The organism is uncultured Paraglaciecola sp. (assembly GCF_913058035.1).
In the GTDB taxonomy this organism is placed as follows: domain Bacteria; phylum Pseudomonadota; class Gammaproteobacteria; order Enterobacterales; family Alteromonadaceae; genus Paraglaciecola.
In genome coordinates this window covers 23,205-41,016 of sequence record NZ_CAJXPA010000017.1, presented here as the reverse complement: position 1 = coordinate 41,016, position 17,812 = coordinate 23,205, and the positions used below count along the sequence as shown (strand labels likewise).

Annotated in this window: 11 protein-coding genes; 5 read left to right on the top strand and 6 right to left on the bottom strand. The window is 39.8% G+C overall.

Translation table 11 applies throughout. The annotated features are described in order from the left end of the window. The 6 genes from QZ562_RS04080 to QZ562_RS04055 form a co-directional block, all read right to left on the bottom strand. Positions 1-5,102, bottom strand: a 5,102-nt coding sequence (locus QZ562_RS04080) for a HAMP domain-containing protein (RefSeq protein ID WP_293757177.1), incomplete at its 3' end; no start/stop codon positions are given. A gap of 62 nt (positions 5,103-5,164) precedes the next feature. Then, entirely contained in the window at positions 5,165-5,596 is a 432-nt protein-coding gene (locus tag QZ562_RS04075; RefSeq protein WP_293757175.1) for a response regulator, read from the bottom strand. A 12-nt stretch (positions 5,597-5,608) separates the two neighbouring features. Further along, positions 5,609-8,800 (bottom strand): CheR family methyltransferase, encoded by a 3,192-nt coding sequence (locus tag QZ562_RS04070; RefSeq protein ID WP_293757173.1) that lies wholly within the window; start codon positions 8,798-8,800, stop codon positions 5,609-5,611. Next, entirely contained in the window at positions 8,787-9,350 is a 564-nt protein-coding gene (locus tag QZ562_RS04065; protein WP_293757171.1) for a response regulator, read from the bottom strand. Before QZ562_RS04065 ends, QZ562_RS04070 begins: the two co-directional genes overlap by 14 nt. A gap of 930 nt (positions 9,351-10,280) precedes the next feature. Beyond that, on the bottom strand, positions 10,281-11,195 hold the full coding sequence (gene puuE, locus QZ562_RS04060; protein ID WP_293757169.1) for an allantoinase PuuE: 915 nt from the start codon (positions 11,193-11,195) through the stop codon (positions 10,281-10,283). A gap of 9 nt (positions 11,196-11,204) precedes the next feature. Continuing rightward, positions 11,205-11,849 carry a TetR/AcrR family transcriptional regulator gene (locus QZ562_RS04055; RefSeq protein WP_293757167.1) on the bottom strand — a complete coding sequence of 215 codons (645 nt, stop codon included), beginning with the start codon at positions 11,847-11,849 and terminating at the stop codon, positions 11,205-11,207. A gap of 334 nt (positions 11,850-12,183) precedes the next feature. On the opposite strand from QZ562_RS04055, the gene xdhA reads away from it, so the two are divergent. From xdhA to uraH, 5 genes are read left to right on the top strand one after another with little or no spacing between them, the layout of a single operon-like run. Further along, positions 12,184-13,698 (top strand): xanthine dehydrogenase small subunit, encoded by a 1,515-nt coding sequence (gene xdhA, locus QZ562_RS04050; protein WP_293757165.1) that lies wholly within the window; start codon positions 12,184-12,186, stop codon positions 13,696-13,698. After that, the gene (gene xdhB, locus QZ562_RS04045; RefSeq protein ID WP_293757163.1) at positions 13,691-16,042 is read left to right on the top strand and encodes a xanthine dehydrogenase molybdopterin binding subunit; all 2,352 of its coding nucleotides are present in this window, start codon (positions 13,691-13,693) and stop codon (positions 16,040-16,042) included. Before xdhA ends, xdhB begins: the two co-directional genes overlap by 8 nt. After that, entirely contained in the window at positions 16,039-16,905 is an 867-nt protein-coding gene (gene xdhC, locus QZ562_RS04040) for a xanthine dehydrogenase accessory protein XdhC (RefSeq protein ID WP_293757161.1), read from the top strand. The genes xdhB and xdhC overlap by 4 nt, the downstream gene beginning before the upstream one ends. Further along, positions 16,902-17,453 carry a 2-oxo-4-hydroxy-4-carboxy-5-ureidoimidazoline decarboxylase gene (gene uraD, locus QZ562_RS04035; protein ID WP_293757159.1) on the top strand — a complete coding sequence of 184 codons (552 nt, stop codon included), beginning with the start codon at positions 16,902-16,904 and terminating at the stop codon, positions 17,451-17,453. The genes xdhC and uraD overlap by 4 nt, the downstream gene beginning before the upstream one ends. Further along, entirely contained in the window at positions 17,450-17,776 is a 327-nt protein-coding gene (gene uraH, locus QZ562_RS04030; protein WP_293757157.1) for a hydroxyisourate hydrolase, read from the top strand. Before uraD ends, uraH begins: the two co-directional genes overlap by 4 nt. Positions 17,777-17,812: the final 36 nt, after the last annotated feature.

Genomic DNA, 17,812 nt, shown 5'->3' with positions numbered 1-17,812 from the left:
CTGTAATCAAGCAAGCGGCTATTGCCATCATCATCAGCTTGCTCTGGGTAAGTATGCGGTATAAATAGGGTAAATGAACTGCCTTTACCTACCCCACTCTCTAAAATAATTTCACCCGCAAGTAAATGCGCAATTTCTCGACTAATTGATAACCCTAATCCTGTGCCGCCATACTTTCGACTGGTGCTCCCATCAGCTTGTTGGAATGCCTCAAAAATAACTTGATGTTTATCAGCAGGAATACCGATACCGCTGTCAGTCACGCTAAAGGCTACAACAGTAGATGCTTCATTTAAATGCCTATTATTTTGTGTCCAACCTGTTTTTGCGTGATAAATACTCAGGGTCACCTGACCTTTATTAGTAAATTTAATTGCATTAGAAATGAAGTTTTTAATCACTTGTTGTAGGCGTTTTTCATCGGTCAATATTGTTTTAGGTAGTGACGGATCGAGCTCAGTTTCAAATGTAATCCCTTTATTTTCAGCCATCTGATTGAAACCACGCGCAGCCCAATTTTGAATGCGCTGTAGGAAAATATCTCCCACCTGAACTAACATTTTTCCAGCTTCAATTTTGGCCAAGTCAAGAATTTCATTTATTAATTCCAACAATTCAATACCAGAATCATGAATTGTTGCCATTTTTTCTACTTGCTTATCGGTAAAGTTTTTATCTATATTTTTTCGTAAACCATCAGACAACACCATTAAGCTATTCAGTGGTGTTCTTAATTCATGGGACATATTAGCTAAAAATTCAGACTTATATTTCGATGAAATAGCCAGCTGTTGTGCTTTTTCTTCGAGTTGTATCTTGGCACTTTCAACTTCGTGTTTTTGGTCCGCTAATACACGTGACTTTTCTTCTAACTCTTCATTTGTTTGTTGTAGCTCTTCTTGTTTATTTTTTAGTTTTGCTTCTGAGTCTTGTAAGTTTTTCGCTTGTGTTTCAAGTTTCACATTACTGTTCTTCAACTCTTCCTGTTGTTTTTGTAGTTCTTCAGATAATGATTGAGATTCAGTTAGTAAACTCTCTGTTTGTGCACTGGCAACCACCGCATTGGCGACAATTCCTAGGCTTTCCATTAGCTGATCAAGAAAGTTAAGGCTAATTTCAGTGAAAGGTGAAAATGAGCCTAATTCCAGCACCCCTAATAGTTCATTTTCGAATACGACCGGCAATACCACTACTGTTAATGGTTGGGCATTACCTAGTCCTGAGCTTACTTGAATATAATCACCTGGTATATTGTGTACCAGAATACGCTTCTTTTCGAGAGCCGCTTGTCCTACCAATCCTTGGCCAATCTCAAAGCGGTTGGCAACTGATTTTCGTTCGTGAAAAGCATAGCTAGCCAACATGTACAACATTGGCTTATCGATGTCTTTATTAAAGTTGCTCTCTAAAGCATAGAACACACCATGTTGCACATTTAGCACTGTACATACTTTGGTAATTACTACATCGGCCAGAGCCTGCAAGTTGCTATTACCTTGCATCAAACGAACAAAATAAGATAAATTACTTTTTAACCAATCTTGTTCATTGTTGATATCCGACGTTTCTTTCAATGTCAGGATCATTTGGTTCAAACCGTTTTTTAATGTCTCTACTTCACCTTTTGCCGCGACATCAATACTGCCGGTAAGGTTACCTTGAGTAACATCGGTTACTACCGTTAAAATTGCACGTATTTGACGAGTCAGGTTGTCCGCCAGCTCATTTACATTATCCGTAAGATTTCGCCATATACCTTGGGCTTCTGGTACATCGGCTTGACCACCAAGTTTACCCTCATCACCGACCTCTTTAGCAACATAAGTCACCTGATTAGCAAACAATGACAAGGTGTCAGTCATTGAATTGATGGTATTTTTTAATTCCAGTACCTCACCTTGTGCCTCCACTGTAATTTTCTGTTCCAGATCACCTTTTGCCACAGCAGAAGTGACTCGAGAGATATCTCTTACTTGATCAGTAAGGTTGTTGGCTAAGCGGTTTACATTGCGGGTTAAGTCACCCCAGGCGCCGGTCACACCAGCTACTTCTGCCTGGCCACCTAAAATACCATCCGTACCTACTTCTTGAGCAACACGTGTTACCTCAGAGGCAAATTGGGTTAATCTGTCGACCATAGTATTGAGGGTATCTTTTAATTCTAGGATCTCACCCTTAGCATCAACAGTAATTTTTTGGCCTAAGTCTCCGTTGGCTACAGCGGTAGCTACAGAAGCGATATTACGCACTTGATTGGTCAAATTATCTGCCATGCCATTAACGTTATTGGTTAAGTCTTGCCAAGCACCCGACACGTTTTTAACTTCAGCTTTACCACCAAGTATGCCGTCAGTTCCTACTTCTTGGGCGACGCGGGTTACTTCTGAAGCAAACTGAGTCAGTTTATCTACCATGATATTAATAGTATTTTTTAATTCAAGAATTTCACCTTTAGCATCAACGGTGATTTTTTGACCTAAATCCCCGTTGGCGACGGCTGTAGCGACTGTGGCAATGTTACGCACTTGATTGGTCAAATTATCTGCCATGCCGTTTACATTATTGGTTAGGTCTTGCCATACACCGGCTACGTCTTGAACTTCAGCTTTACCGCCTAAGATACCTTCAGTTCCTACTTGCTGAGCTACTCGGGTCACTTCTGATGAGAACTGAGTGAGCTTTTCTACCATAGTGTTTATAGTATCTTTTAGTTCAGCTACTTCCCCTTTGGCTTTAACAGTGATCCGTTGTGATAAATCGCCTTCTGCCACTGCTTTGGCAACAGTAGCGATGTTACGTACTTGGCTAGTTAAATTATCAGCCATACCGTTTACGTTGTTGGTCAGGTCTTGCCATGTCCCCCCTACCCCAACAACATTTGCTTTACCTCCTAATACCCCCTCTGTACCTACTTCTCTGGCAACACGTGTGACCTCAGATGAGAACTGTGTCAATTTTTCGACCATAGTATTAATCGTACTTTTAAGCTCTAAGACTTCGCCTTTAGCTTCTACTGTAATACTTTGCGACAAGTCACCATTGGCCACGGCTGTTGCTACTGTAGCGATATTGCGCACTTGGTTGGTCAAATTGTCCGCCATACCGTTTACGTTATTGGTCAATTCTTGCCAAACGCCCGCCACATTTTCTACATTGGCTTTTCCTCCTAGTACGCCATCAGTACCTACTTCTTGTGCAACTCTTGTGACTTCACTAGAGAATTTTTTAAGCTTTTCTACCATGTTGTTTAAAGTATTTTTTAATTCTAGAACTTCTCCTTTTACCTCAACGGTAATTTTCTGGCTTAAATCACCGTTTGCTACCGCCGTTGCGACTGTAGCGATATTACGAACTTGCCCAGTTAGATTAGCGGCCATACCATTTACATTGTTAGTTAAATCTTGCCATACACCGGCTACATCAGGTACTTGAGCCTGTCCACCCAACTGCCCATCTGTTCCTACCTCACGAGCAACTCGGGTTACCTCAGAGGAAAACTGAGTCAATCTATCAACCATAGTATTGATGGTGTCTTTTAACTCGAGTACTTCACCTTGAGCATCTACAGTGATTTTTTGTGAAAGGTCACCGTTCGCTACTGCAGTCGCCACTGTTGCTATGTTTCGTACTTGCCCTGTTAAATTATCTGCCATGCCATTAACGTTGTTCGTTAAATCTTGCCAAACACCAGCGACACCTCTTACTTCGGCTTTTCCACCTAACTTTCCTTCAGTACCTACTTCTCGAGCAACTCGGGTGACTTCAGAAGAAAATTGGGTCAGACTATCTACCATGGTATTGATGGTTGTCTTAAGCTCTGACACTTCGCCTTTAGCATCTACCGTGACCTTTCGACTTAAATCTCCGTAAGCAACAGCGGTGGCCACTGTTGCAATATTTCGCACTTGGCTGGTTAAATTATCAGCCATATTATTTACATTATTGGTTAGATCTTGCCACACGCCCGCTACATCAGGCACTTTAGCCTTACCACCTAACTGCCCATCTGTGCCTACCTCACGGGCAACACGGGTCACTTCGGAAGAAAACTGAGTTAATCTGTCAACCATAGTATTGATGGTGTCTTTCAACTCTAACATTTCACCTTGAGCATCAACGGTTATCTTTCTACTCAAATCGCCATTTGCTACCGCTGTTGCCACAGTAGCAATGTTGCGTACTTGAGAAGTGAGGTTATAAGCCATGCCGTTAACATTATTGGTCAGTTCTTGCCATACGCCTGAAACATCTCGCACATCAGCACTTCCACCTAACTTACCAGCAGTGCCCACATCACGCGCTACTCTTGTGACTTCAGACGAAAACTGGGTTAACCTTTCTACCATAGTATTCAACGTTTCTTTCAGTTGCAGCACTTCACCTTTGGCTTCCACTGTAATACGTTGTGATAAGTCGCCATTGGCGACCGCTGTAGCGACGGTCGCGATATTACGAACTTGGCCAGTCAAATTATCAGCCATACCATTTACACTATTGGTTAGCTCTAACCACACCCCAGATACACCTCTAATTCTGGCTTGCCCTCCTAAAATACCGTCGGTTCCTACTTCTAGTGATACTCTTGTGACTTCTGAAGAAAATGAATTAAGTAAGTTAATCATTTGATTGGTGATTTTAGCGACCCTTAAAAACTCACCTTTTAATGGGCGACCTTCAATTTCTAGGGCCATTGGTTCGGTTAGATCACCTTTAGCAATAGCAGCCACTATTCGGCCAAACTCACCGACAGGCTCGGCCATGCCGTCTATGGTGCTATTGTAAGCGTTAACGGTTTCAGCCCAGTGACCTGTTGCCCCATTAATTGATACTCGTTGGCTCAGTTTGCCTTCTCTACTTACCGCTTTGCCTACTCTACTAAACTCTTTAAGTAACAGTTGATTCAATTCAATAGACTCGTTCAGTGCCCTAGCAATTTCGCCAGCAATACCCGTTTGATTATCTGGCAAACGGGTGGAAAAGCTACCGTTGCGGTAGGCCCTCAACACCTTAAGTAGTCCCTTATGATCTATCACATTAGATTCATCTTTCCATGCCTGCAATGCTTTGAGGATGTCTTGTGAACTTAACTCTTTTACATTCATATGCAGATTCTCAATGTGCTGTTTAAAAATATTTGTCGCTCAGTCGATAGACGTGCTGATGACTAAAAAAAGATTTGTGCGTTTAAGCACATAAAACCTTCAATAAAACATTTAATGCTAAACTCTAAACTACTTGAGTCTAAATTTTTTTGAATGTAAGCATTAGCACCAAGAGATATACATTCGTGATAATCACGTTGTGAATTAGAACCAGACATCATAATAATTGGAATACTCATGGTTCTATCTTCTTGACGTAACGAAGCTAATATTTCCTTACCATTGGCACCTGGCAAGCCAATATCCAAAATCAATAAATCTGGTAACTTAGTCCTATTTAAATCATTCATCCATGTCAATAAATCAGAGCCTATGACGATATTACGGTATTCTCCTTGATACTTAATTTTCTTTAAAATTCTCGCCATTACTCTAATATCACAGTCATCATCCTCACCATGGAGAATGAAAAAGTGACGATTGTTAACTATCATAAAATCCTCCAGTTAAAACGGAAGTGTGACTGTGAAAGAGGCTCCTTCACCGACCTTAGATTTTGCTCGAATAGAGCCTTTATGTTGTTCAACGACAGTCTTACATATAGACAAACCGATGCCGCTTCCTTCGAATTGATCTTTGGTAACTAAGCGAGTGAAAGGGTCAAAAATTTTATTTGTATTCGCCTGATCAAAACCAATACCGTTATCAGTGATTGTGATGATGTGATGTTGATCCACCTCTGAATATAGGATAAAGATCAGTGGCTGTTGTTTATCGTTGTATTTACAGGCATTACTAATTAAGTTTTGCAGTAAATGGGTCAACAATGATTTATCACCTTTAATCGATGGGAAATCATCTCGCTTTATCTTTATGTTTTTGGACTCTATGGTGGGCGTCATAATATTGATAACGTAATCTAAAATATTATTGATATTTACATCACCCATTTGTTTTTTTTCAGATGTCACTCGCGAATAGGTAATCACATCGTCGATTAACTCGGTTAAGATATCCGTGCTTTTTTGAATGCCCTGCATTTCTTGTATTATTGCTTTATTATCTTTGCTTTCGATGGCTTCTTGTAAGAAAACCAGATAATTTTGAATGTGTCTTATAGGTGCTTTCATGTCGTGCGAAACAATGTGGGCAAACTTTTCAAGAAGATTGTTAGAACGTTCCAACTCAACTGCCTGGGCCTGAAGTGTGTTTTCCACTGCTTTTTGAGTGGAAAAGTCGATAGTAATACCTATTAACTTTGTTTGTTGGCGCTGCTCATCTAGCTGAAACTCACCTTTACATATCATCCAAAAAACCTCTCCATCAGCTGATATAAAAGACAAAACCTCTTCAACTTTTAATCCGCTAAGCTGTGTTTTTGAAAACTTAAGCTTAAATTCCTTGGCATGTGGCCCCAAAAGATCATCAAGGTTGGGGCGATTATCGCCATACCCCAGTTTTTGATAAAATAAAGGTGAAAAGTAAAGTTCATCCGTTTCTAATATCCATTCAAAATAACCGTCAGACACAGCATTTAAGGTATTGTTGAATCGGATTTGGGATCTTTCTAAGGCTTTTTTTGTGGCATGTAATTTAGACACATTAGCAAAGGTAATTACCACACCCTTGTTAGTAAAATCTTCGGCGCCTTTTACATTTGATGTGTGTGCATTAATACGCACCAGATAAAACAATCCACTCTCATCTTTTACTTCTTTTTCAATTAGTTCACCACCATGAAAAATTTTATATACATCGCCCTGTATTTCTTGGACCACACATCCTTTAGCCGCGATAAAAGGCCTACCAAAATCACTTGCAACAAGGCTAAAGAGTTGACCTGCCATAGGTGAAAATTTACGAATTTTAAGATCTGCATCTAAAAATAAAATGCCTAAATTTGATTCGTCAATAATGCTGAGTTCATCTGATATAAGTTCTTCACGCTCCCGCTCTTTTTGTTGAAATTCAGCATTAACCGATAATAATTCCTCGTTGATCAACTGCATCTCTTCCTTGGAGCTTTGTAACTCTTCGTTAGAAGACATCAATTCTTCATTGGCGGCCTGCAATTTTTCATTACTGGTTTCCAATTCTTCAATAGTTGTTTGTAGACATTCTAGGGTAAATACCAGTTTCTCTTCAGATTCCTTAATCTTGATGTTCACGTTGGGCGTCATTTGATTCGGAATACTTAAATCAAGCATCCCAGATGCTTTGGTATTATCGGTGTGAGTAGCAGCTGCCTCAGATAAAGAAATGATAATGTAATCCGAATCACTTGAGGCCTCAGATAATACACTCATCGAAACATCAACTGCTTCGCAGTTATTAAAACCCTTTATTGCTTTGGCTTTAATAGGTTTTTGGTGTTTCACAATGCTGTGCAACATCTGGGACAGTACAAATTTTGCCTTATCGTCCACCATAGAGGTGATGATTAATGATGCAGCACCAATGTTAAGTGTCAGATATTTTCCGGCGTCACCGAACACATGCAATATATGACCTTTTGTGTCTACCAAAACACTTGTTGGCACATATCTTTGTAACAACATCTCCAGTGCTTTTTTACTTTTAACACTGTTTTTGGGGGTATCTACCGCACTTCTAGGAAAAGGCATGTTTGCTGCTGAGCTATTACGCAATAACGCTGATAATCCATTGGGTCTCAGTGTGTTCCGAACTTTACAAAATAGAAGGTTTACCACATCAACTTTCTCAAAGTCGCTTACGTGTGAACCAATCGTTTCACTAGGACCTATGAATAATAGCCCTTTTTCCATCAGCGAAAATGACAATAAGCTCAGCACTTTTTTTTGGGCTGCAGCATTCAAATATATCAACAGATTGCGACAAGAAACAAAATGGATCCGTGTGAAAGCTGGATCTTTCAAAAGGTTATGTTGGACGAACACAATTGTCTTACGGATTTTAGGCAAGATCTGATATTGCCCTGAAAGCAATGGTGTAAAAAATCGAGCTCTATACTCAAGACTCACAAACTGTATGGCCTCTTCATCATAAACTCCCGCCGCGGCATGATGTATAGACTTTTGATGAATATCAGTAGCAAATATTTTAAACGGTTTATTACCATGAGGGTCCTTGCCCATGATATCTGCGAACATCATGGCCATGCTATAAGCTTCTTGCCCAGAAGCACAGGCTGAAACCCAAATTCTAATTTCTGGCTCATCCTTAAACTGCGCAAGTAAATTAGGTATCAATATTCTGACAGAATCATAGGCATCAGGGTCGCGAAAAAACTGAGTAATACCAATTAATAAATCATAATATAACGCTTCTAATTCATCATTATTAGATAGCAAAATACTGATGTAATTTTTTAATGAGGCTGAGTTTTGATAATATATTCTGCGTTCCAGGCGTCGAGTGATCATTGAAGGTTTGTACTGCGAGAAATCAAGGTCAAAGCGGCTATTTAATAAAATTAATATTTCATAAAACTCGCTGACCTTTGCGTCTAGATTCCCCAAACCAAATTGCTGATTTTCTCTAGTTGTGTGTTTAGAATCTTCAACCAGCGCAATGGGTAGTTTACTTGCATATAAACTAACATCACTTTCAGCTGAGGCATTCTTGGATACTGTTGGTTGTTTTGATGTGACAGCAACGTCAGGCTCAATTTGTTGACCATCTTTTTCTTTATTATCGGAGGTGTTATTTACTTTCATTTAAGACCTGCCAAGCATTATGTAGATGTTTCAATTTTTGTGTTACTTCAGATAGTTTAAAACTTTGATTACTGTTTGATACATCTTCTTTTATGAGGCTTTCGAGAGGCTTGATAAGATCTTTTTGCAGAGAATTCAATTGTTTCTCTATACCCTTAACAGCATTAATGCGCTGGGCTTGGCGCACGATAAAACCTACTTTACGATATACAGTTTCAGGTTCGACAGGTTTAAGCAAAAAGTCCACAGCACCAAGTTTATAGGCTTTTAATGTTTCATTTTCACTGAAGACCTTACCGGTGATCATAATGACAGGAATTTGCGAATGAGCTGGCGCATTACATAACGTTTTTAAAAATTCAAAACCGTCCATATCAGGCATACTGACATCTAATAAAATACAATCAATTGACTGTTTTAACATGATCAACAATGCCTCTTTTGCAGAGGTTGCTTTTATAATATGCGCGTCAATATCGCTTAACACATCTTCTAACGCAATGAGGCTAGATATTTGATCATCTACCGCAAGTATTCTTATCGAGTGCATAGATACCCTTGTATCTAGTTGCTATTGAAAATCGTAAACATCTGATAATTAGCAAGTATTGATAAATCATGGTTGACACTCACAAAGGCTAAATAAGCTTGAATACAACCCCGCACTTACTAAATATGGCAGTAGTAGCCTCATTATTATTAACATTTTGAAACCATTGCAAAGTAATAACTCATAAACAAATAAACTTGCCTACATTATAAATAAGCCAGTGCTCAACTGTAACTCTCAAAAAATAAGGGCTATTTATTGTTGCTAACCGTGACCCTAAACTTTGTGCTATAAATTACTAACTTACATATACTTTATGCGAATTATCAGAATGGTAAATAGGTAAAAATACCTATTTTAGATGTAAATATTTAACTATTTCTAGAATGTTTAAGCAGAATTTAAAGACATTTTATTTGAATACAGATAAGAAAGTCATGCACCAGTACAAATCAAGTCAAAATTCTTAGTCTCTCGCACATTGGGTGATAAATGATGTTCACTCATGAGTCTGAGCGTAACTTTGATTGAATGGTTGTGGTTGAATGGTTGTGGTTGAGTGTTTAGCTTGAATTACTCTCGTATTATTAGGGTTGATTACATATTTGTGCCAATTACATTTACCATCAGCAATGACATAACCTTCGCTTTTATTACTAACGAATAAAAGATGACAAGCTTTACAAAATCTCACTTGTGATACTGGGTACATATATCATGACAAGAAGTTGATAAAAAGTATGTTTTCGGTTTGGGATAGGTTTACCTGACAGCATACAATTTGCTGCCTGTAGATAAGAGGTTTTAGGTTTCAACTTCTTAATATTTAATAACACTACTACGTTATCAAAAAGTAGGCTTAATTTTCCATTGATAATCCGTTGAGTTGTATTTTTTAAATTTATTCCAAAGCGCTTGACTTAAAGTGTGTCACTCAGCACTTTGCACTGGAAAATGTTCTTTCCAGTGCAAAGCAATCTGCTCTCTTGTACAACACCAGACTTGATCGTGGCTTTGCACGTACTCAATGAATCGTTGCAAGGCAGCCATGCGTGCCGGCCTTCCAATGATTCGGCAATGTAGACCAATAGACAACATTTTTGGCGCCGTTTCACCTTCAGCGTATAACACATCAAATGCGTCTTTCAGATACTGAAAAAACTGTTCGCCACTATTAAAACCTTGAGTTGTGGCAAAACGCATATCGTTGGTATCTAGTGTATAAGGGATCATCAATAATGGTTTAATGTATTGTGTATCGTAATAAGGTAAGTCATCCGCATAAGAGTCGGCACAGTATAAAATGTCATCTCGTTCTGCTATTAACTTGAGCGTGTTAGGACTTGTTCTGCCAGTGTACCATCCATTGGGTTTGCTGCCAGTGATCGCTTGATGTAACTGTATGGATGCATTGATCATTTTTCTTTCTTGATCCTCGGGCATATCTTGAAATGGGATCCAACGCATTGCATGGCTGGCTATTTCCCAGTTTGCTTCCTTCATAGCAGCTACCGCTTCTGGATTGCGTTGTAATGCCATCGTTACACCAAATACAGTGACGGGTAATTGATAACGAACAAACAGATTATGCAGACGCCAAAATCCAGCACGGCTACCATATTCATACATCGACTCCATACTCAAATGTCTGTCTGAATATGCTTGTGCACCAATAATCTCAGATAAAAAAGTTTCAGATTGGTCATCCCCATGCAAAACACAATTTTCGCCACCTTCTTCGTAATTAAGCACAAATTGTACGGCTATCTTAGCTTGATTTGGCCACTTGGGATGGGGAGGATATTGACCGTAACCGATTAGATCCCTTGGGTATGCATGTTTCATCGAGTTCCTTTATTGAAATTCTGTCGGAACAGATAAACTGCAGCCGGTTAATATTAATTTCACCAAGTTATTGGTAGCTTCAGCAAAGTCTGTTTGAGTCATCGGTTTACCTCTAAGTTCATTTATTTGTATAGAAAAATCTGCATAATGTTGTGATGTTGCCCAAATATTGAATAATAAATAGTGAGGATCAGTTACAGCTAACTTACCTTGCTCAATCCATTGTTTAATAACCGCCACCCGTCCTGCCATCCAAGAGGCATGTTGGTCTTTAAAAAATTCGGTTAAATTAGGTGCACCATTGATAATTTCTAATGCAAACATTTTGGATGCGTTGGGGCGACATCGGGAAATTTCCATTTTATCAGCAATATAATGCGCCAAAACTTCTGCTGGATCATCGCTAGCCGTTGCTTCATCAAACCGACTATTCCATAACCGCAAAATATCCTCTAACAAAGCTAAATATAAAAACTCTTTGGATTTAAAATAATAAAGCACATTGGTTTTGGGTAGCTCGGCTCTGTCAGCTATTTGCTGAACGCGTGCGCCTTTAAAGCCATGCAGAGCGAACTCCTTCTCCGCAGCATCTAATATTTTGCTTCGATTAAGTTCTCCAATACTGATTTCTTTGTAATTTTTACTTGCACACATTTACTATTTTATTTCCATTTTAAAATCTTTATGGGCCTCATTTAACATCACAAAAATATCACCCAATCTGATTGATTGCTAGAATCATAATGCTGTTAGATATAAATTACTGTCAAACCAATAATCGGCATTTATATTGCTTCTAAATTTGGTCGATGCGTAACCTTTAAAATTATCAGTACATATCAATCCAGCCATAATATAATTTTTGATAAGTATTTTATGGAAACAGAAAAAATTGATGTTAAAGTTGACCATTTGGTCTAGTATAAATCAAATTTAATATCATTAGTCGGGCTACTGTCAATCTTCAGTATTGCTAACGGAGCGCAACATGATTAGCTTTTTGCTAAACAACAAAAAAATGTCTATTGCTCAAGCTAGAGCTGACTTGACTTTACTTGAATATTTGCGTGAACAACAAAATTTAACAGGCACTAAAGAAGGCTGTGCATCGGGTGATTGTGGTGCTTGCACTGTAGTTTTAGCAGAAGTGGATGACAATAACCGTGCAATTCATAACCAATTTGCGAATGACCTTGAGAATAAACTTGAGTATAGAACCATCAATAGTTGTGTGACATTTTTATCTGCATTACATGGCAAACAATTGATAACCGTAGAACATTTACCAGATGGAAAAGATTTACACCCCGTGCAGCAGAGCATGATTGACCATCATGGTTCACAATGTGGTTTTTGCACACCGGGATTTATTATGTCAATGTTTGCTTTATACCATCAGGCAGAGCTGCCAGACAGAGAAGCCGTTATTCAAGCACTTTCAGGCAATCTATGCCGCTGTACAGGTTATCGCCCCATCATTGATGCCACATTGAGTGTTTGCCAAAACAAGCGGTCTGATAAGTTTAAAAAAACAGAAATCGAGATAGTTAAACGTTTAAACGATATAAATGACTCTGTTATTAGCACAAACAATTTATTAATACCTACATCAAGACAAGCACTGGCGGCTGCCAAAGCCCAATACCCTGATGCTAATGTATTCGCCGGTAGTACTGACTTAGCGCTGCAGGTCACGCAACAGCTGAAATCCTTCGATAAACTCATTGCCTTAAGCGCGATGCCAGACTTGAACCAACTTGTTGAACAAGATCATGGATTATTAATTGGTGCTGCCCTGCCCTTTGGTAAAATTGAGGCGAGCTTATTAACACATTTTCCTCAGCTATCTGAGCTGTTATGGCGCTTTGCTGCTACGCCTATTCGTAATCAAGCCAGTTTAGGTGGAAATGTTGCTAATGGTTCGCCAATAGGTGATATGCCACCTGCATTGTTAGCGCTTAATGCGGTTATTCATTTGGACGATGGCAAGCAAAGAAGAAAAGTAGTGGCAAGTGAATTCTTTTTGGATTATCGCAAGACAGCTTTGAAGACATCGGAATGGATAGAAGCGATTTTTATTCCTTTCATTCATCGCAGCAACCTAGTCCGGGCATATAAAGTATCTAAACGTTATGAAGATGATATTTCGGCAGTATGTGCGGTATTCAATTTACACGTCATTGATGGAAAGATACACCATATCGATTCTGGTTTTGGTGGTGTCGCTGCAATCCCAGCAACTGTGTTAGAGCTCAATACTCAACTTCAAGGTAAAACATGGTCCAGCAGCGAAGCCTTTGATATTGGCAAAGAAATTCTCAAACAAGCATTTACTCCACTAGATGATGTGCGTGCCAGCAAAACCTATCGCATTGCTATGTTAATCAATTTATGGAAACGTTTCTGGTTAGAAACAAACCACAGTTCCCAACAGATTGAAACTCGTGTGGTTCATATTCCCTCTTTAAATGATGAGTCAACTGGGAAGCATCGTCATGCGTAAACTGATTGACCAACCTATATTTGATACTGCACCTCAAGGAGCAGCTGGCAAGTCTCACAAGCATGAAAGTGCTGAGCGTCATGTCAGCGGTCAAGCTCGTTATATAGACGATATGCCAGAAGCAGCAAACATCCACCATGTTGCAGTAGGTGTAAGTTCGGAAACTACGGGAATAATCACATCCATTGATTTGTCACGAGTGAAAGCCAGTGAAGGCGTAATAGACGTGATCACTGTAGATGACATTGCTGGTCATAAAGATATAGGGCCAGTGTTTCCAGGAGATCCCTTGTTAGCTGGTACAAATATTTTATATCATAGTCAACCTATCTTCGCGGTCTTAGCAACCAGTGTAAACCTAGCTCGCCAAGCAACATTAAAAGCACACATTGTGATTACACCGACTCAAGCTTGTTTGTCTGTTGAGCAAGCCAAAGAGCAAGAAAACTTTGTGCGACCACCACACTTTATGCGCCGCGGCGATTTTCAACAAAGTTATGACCAAAGCCCCATTCATATTGAAGGCGAAATGATTATTGGTGGCCAAGAACATATGTATCTTGAAGGTCAGATATCTATGGCTATTCCTGAAGAAGAGGACCGAATGTTAGTCTACTCTTCAAGCCAACATCCCAGTGAAGTTCAGAAACTTATTGCCGAAGTATTAGATATAAAACTACATAAAGTAGTGGTCGATATGCGCCGCATGGGTGGAGGTTTTGGCGGTAAAGAAACACAGGCTGCTCAGTGGGCTTGTTTAGCAGCAATATTTGCTAGCCGCAATAAAGTAGCCGTCAAACTTCGACTGCCGCGCATGTTAGATATGATGGCAACGGGTAAGCGTCATCCATTCGAAAACCGATTTAAAGTAGCCACAGATAATCAAGGCTTGATCCAAGCAACACACATCGAAATAAACGGTAATTGTGGGCACTCACCCGACTTGTCAGATGCAATAGTAGACCGGGCAATGTTTCATGCAGACAATGGTTATTTTTTAGCCGATTGTTCTATTGAAGGACACAGATGTCGAACCAATCAAGTGTCACATACCGCTTTCCGTGGCTTTGGTGGTCCCCAAGGTATGATAGTGGCAGAAGCTATGATGGATGCAATCGCCCGTAAATTAGGCAAAGATCCTCTCGCCATACGTAAACTCAATCTATATGGCAAAGACACCAGAAACACCACTCAATATGGAATGCAGGTCGAACACAATTTGTTAGCTGATCTGATTGATAAATTAGAAATTTCAAGCGATTACCAACTGCGCCGCAAACAAATGACTGTATTTAACAAAAATAGCCCTATCATTAAAAAAGGCTTGGCGTTAACCCCTGTTAAATTTGGTATTTCATTTACCGCTAAACACCTTAATCAAGCTGGTGCTTTACTGCATATCTATACCGACGGGAGCATACAAATAAACCATGGAGGGACTGAAATGGGGCAAGGCTTACATACCAAAATTGGTCAAATAGTGGCTAATGAATTTGGGGTGCCTTTATCACATATTGAAGTCACTTCGACACGAACTGACAAAGTACCTAATACTTCTCCTACTGCAGCATCAAGCGGCACAGACTTGAATGGTAAGGCGGCGCAAAATGCCTGTTTAATTATCAAACAACGCTTGGCCGAGTTTTTTGCCAAACAAGTCAATGCGAATGTTAATCAAGCAAAACAAGCAAAGTTTACTCACCAACAAGTCAATATAGGTGAACACAGTATTGCTTTTAGTGACTTGATCCAACAAGCCTATATGGACCGCATTTCGTTATCAGCATCAGGCTTTTACAAAACACCCAAGCTTAAATACGACCGAGCATCAGGTAACGGTAGACCGTTTTTTTATTTTGCATATGGTGCAAGTTGTTCAGAAGTATCCATTGATACGTTAACGGGTGAATACAAAGTCGACCGAGTAGATATATTACATGATGTAGGCAGAAGCCTTAATCCTGTTATTGATATTGGCCAAATTGAAGGTGGCTTTATCCAAGGCATGGGCTGGTTAACCACTGAAGAACTGTTATGGGACGATAACGGTAAACTTATCAGCAACAACCCCGCAACCTACAAAATTCCAGCAATTGGTGACACACCGGAAATTTTTAATGTCGATTTATACCCTAGGGCAAACGATGAAGACAGCATCTATCATTCAAAAGCGGTGGGAGAACCCCCGTTGATGTTGGCTAACTCGGTTTGGTGTGCATTAAAAGATGCGGTATCTAGCATCACTGATTACCAAATTGACCCTGTACTACATACCCCTGCAACCCCAGAAAAAGTCTATAACGCGGTTGAACAAGCACAGACATGGCTGGAGGAACAAGCATGAGTCTACCCATAAAAACATGGTTTGACGCTCTACACCAATGCCAGCAACAAGGCAAAAGTTATGTGTTAGTTACATTACTCGCCACGGCAGGCTCTACTCCCCGAAATGGTGGTACAAAAATGTTGGTATGTGACGATAGCGCCTTTGACACGATAGGGGGTGGGCATCTTGAATTTGAAGTGATTAAACAAGCGCGTAACTTGCTAATGGATAGCACCACAACGCAAAAAGTTGAACATTATCCCCTTTCAAGTAAATTAGGCCAGTGTTGCGGTGGTGCTACCAACGTATTGTTTGAAGCGTTCACTGAACATACTCAGCACATTGCTATTTACGGCGCAGGTCATGTATCTAGAGCATTGGTGCCTATTTTGGCGCAGCTACCGTTGCAAATAAGCTGGATAGACAATCGCCAACAGATGCTTGATGACATCGCCCTGCAAACTGTGCCAAGTAACGTGAAATTAATGATAAGCGAAATGCCAGCTGATACCATTTCCAGTCTAGCTAGCAAGTCTTGGGTCATTGTCATGACTCACAGCCACCAATTAGACTTTGACATCATCGAAGCCGCTCTACGCCGAAAAGATATGGCCTTTGTTGGCATGATAGGTTCAAATACTAAAGCGAGGCGCTTTAGAACTCGATTGGCACACCGAGAATTTCAGCAGCAAGATATTCAGCGACTGGTTTCTCCTGTAGGTGTGTTAAATATTCCGGGAAAAAGACCCATTGAAGTAGCCGTATCCATGGCAGCACAGTTAATTCAGCTGTTAGAACCTGAAAAGGCCACAAAATCTCAACAAAAACAGGCATGGCGAGATAATCAACAACTTATTCAATCTTTGGTAACAACTAAATGAGTCAACAAAATATCTTGTCGTTGCAGGCTTTAAATAACTTCACCAATAAAGAAGCTGAACAATGGTTTAGCCAATGTTGCGCCGCACCTAAATGGTCTAAAGGCATGGCTAAAGCCCTACCTTTGACAGATTTTGATAGTCTTGTAAAAGCAGCAAAACAAATATGGCAACAGTGTTCTACGCCAGACTTTTTAACTGCCTTTGAAGCTCATCCAATGATAGGCGACGTAAATAGCTTACGTAAAAAGTACGCAGCTACTAAGAATATGGCTAGCAACGAACAACAAGGTGCTAACGATGCAGACGATAAAACGCTCCATGATTTAGCCTTAGCCAATCATAATTATTTAAATAAACATGGTTTTATCTTTATTATTTGTGCCAGTGGGTTAAGCGCAAAAACGATGCTGGATGCCTTGATGTCACGCTTACAAAATGATACCGCAACAGAAATTACACTTGCCGCAGCAGAACAAATTAAAATCACCTTGTTAAGAGTAGAGAAGGGATTAGAAAATGAACTAGAAAAAGGAATACAAGCATCATGAGCATCAGTCTTTCGAGTCATGTATTAGATACTACGTTGGGTAAACCTGCTGCTAATATGGCATTAGCTTTAACCACTCTTGATGGGACAATTATTCAGGCACAAACTGATAAAGACGGGCGTTGTAATGAATGGCAAGATTACCATTTTCATGCAGGTGAATATTGTCTTCGTTTTTTTACGAAAGACTACTTATTGGCACACCACAGCAACGCTTTTTATCCCTTCGTAGATGTACATTTTGAGCTTACCGAGGATGGTGGGCATTACCATGTACCACTGCTTATTTCGCCTTTTGGTTTTAGTAGTTATCGTGGCAGTTAGTCTGGCATTTATTGCTGTAGTTGAAGACAGTTAGAG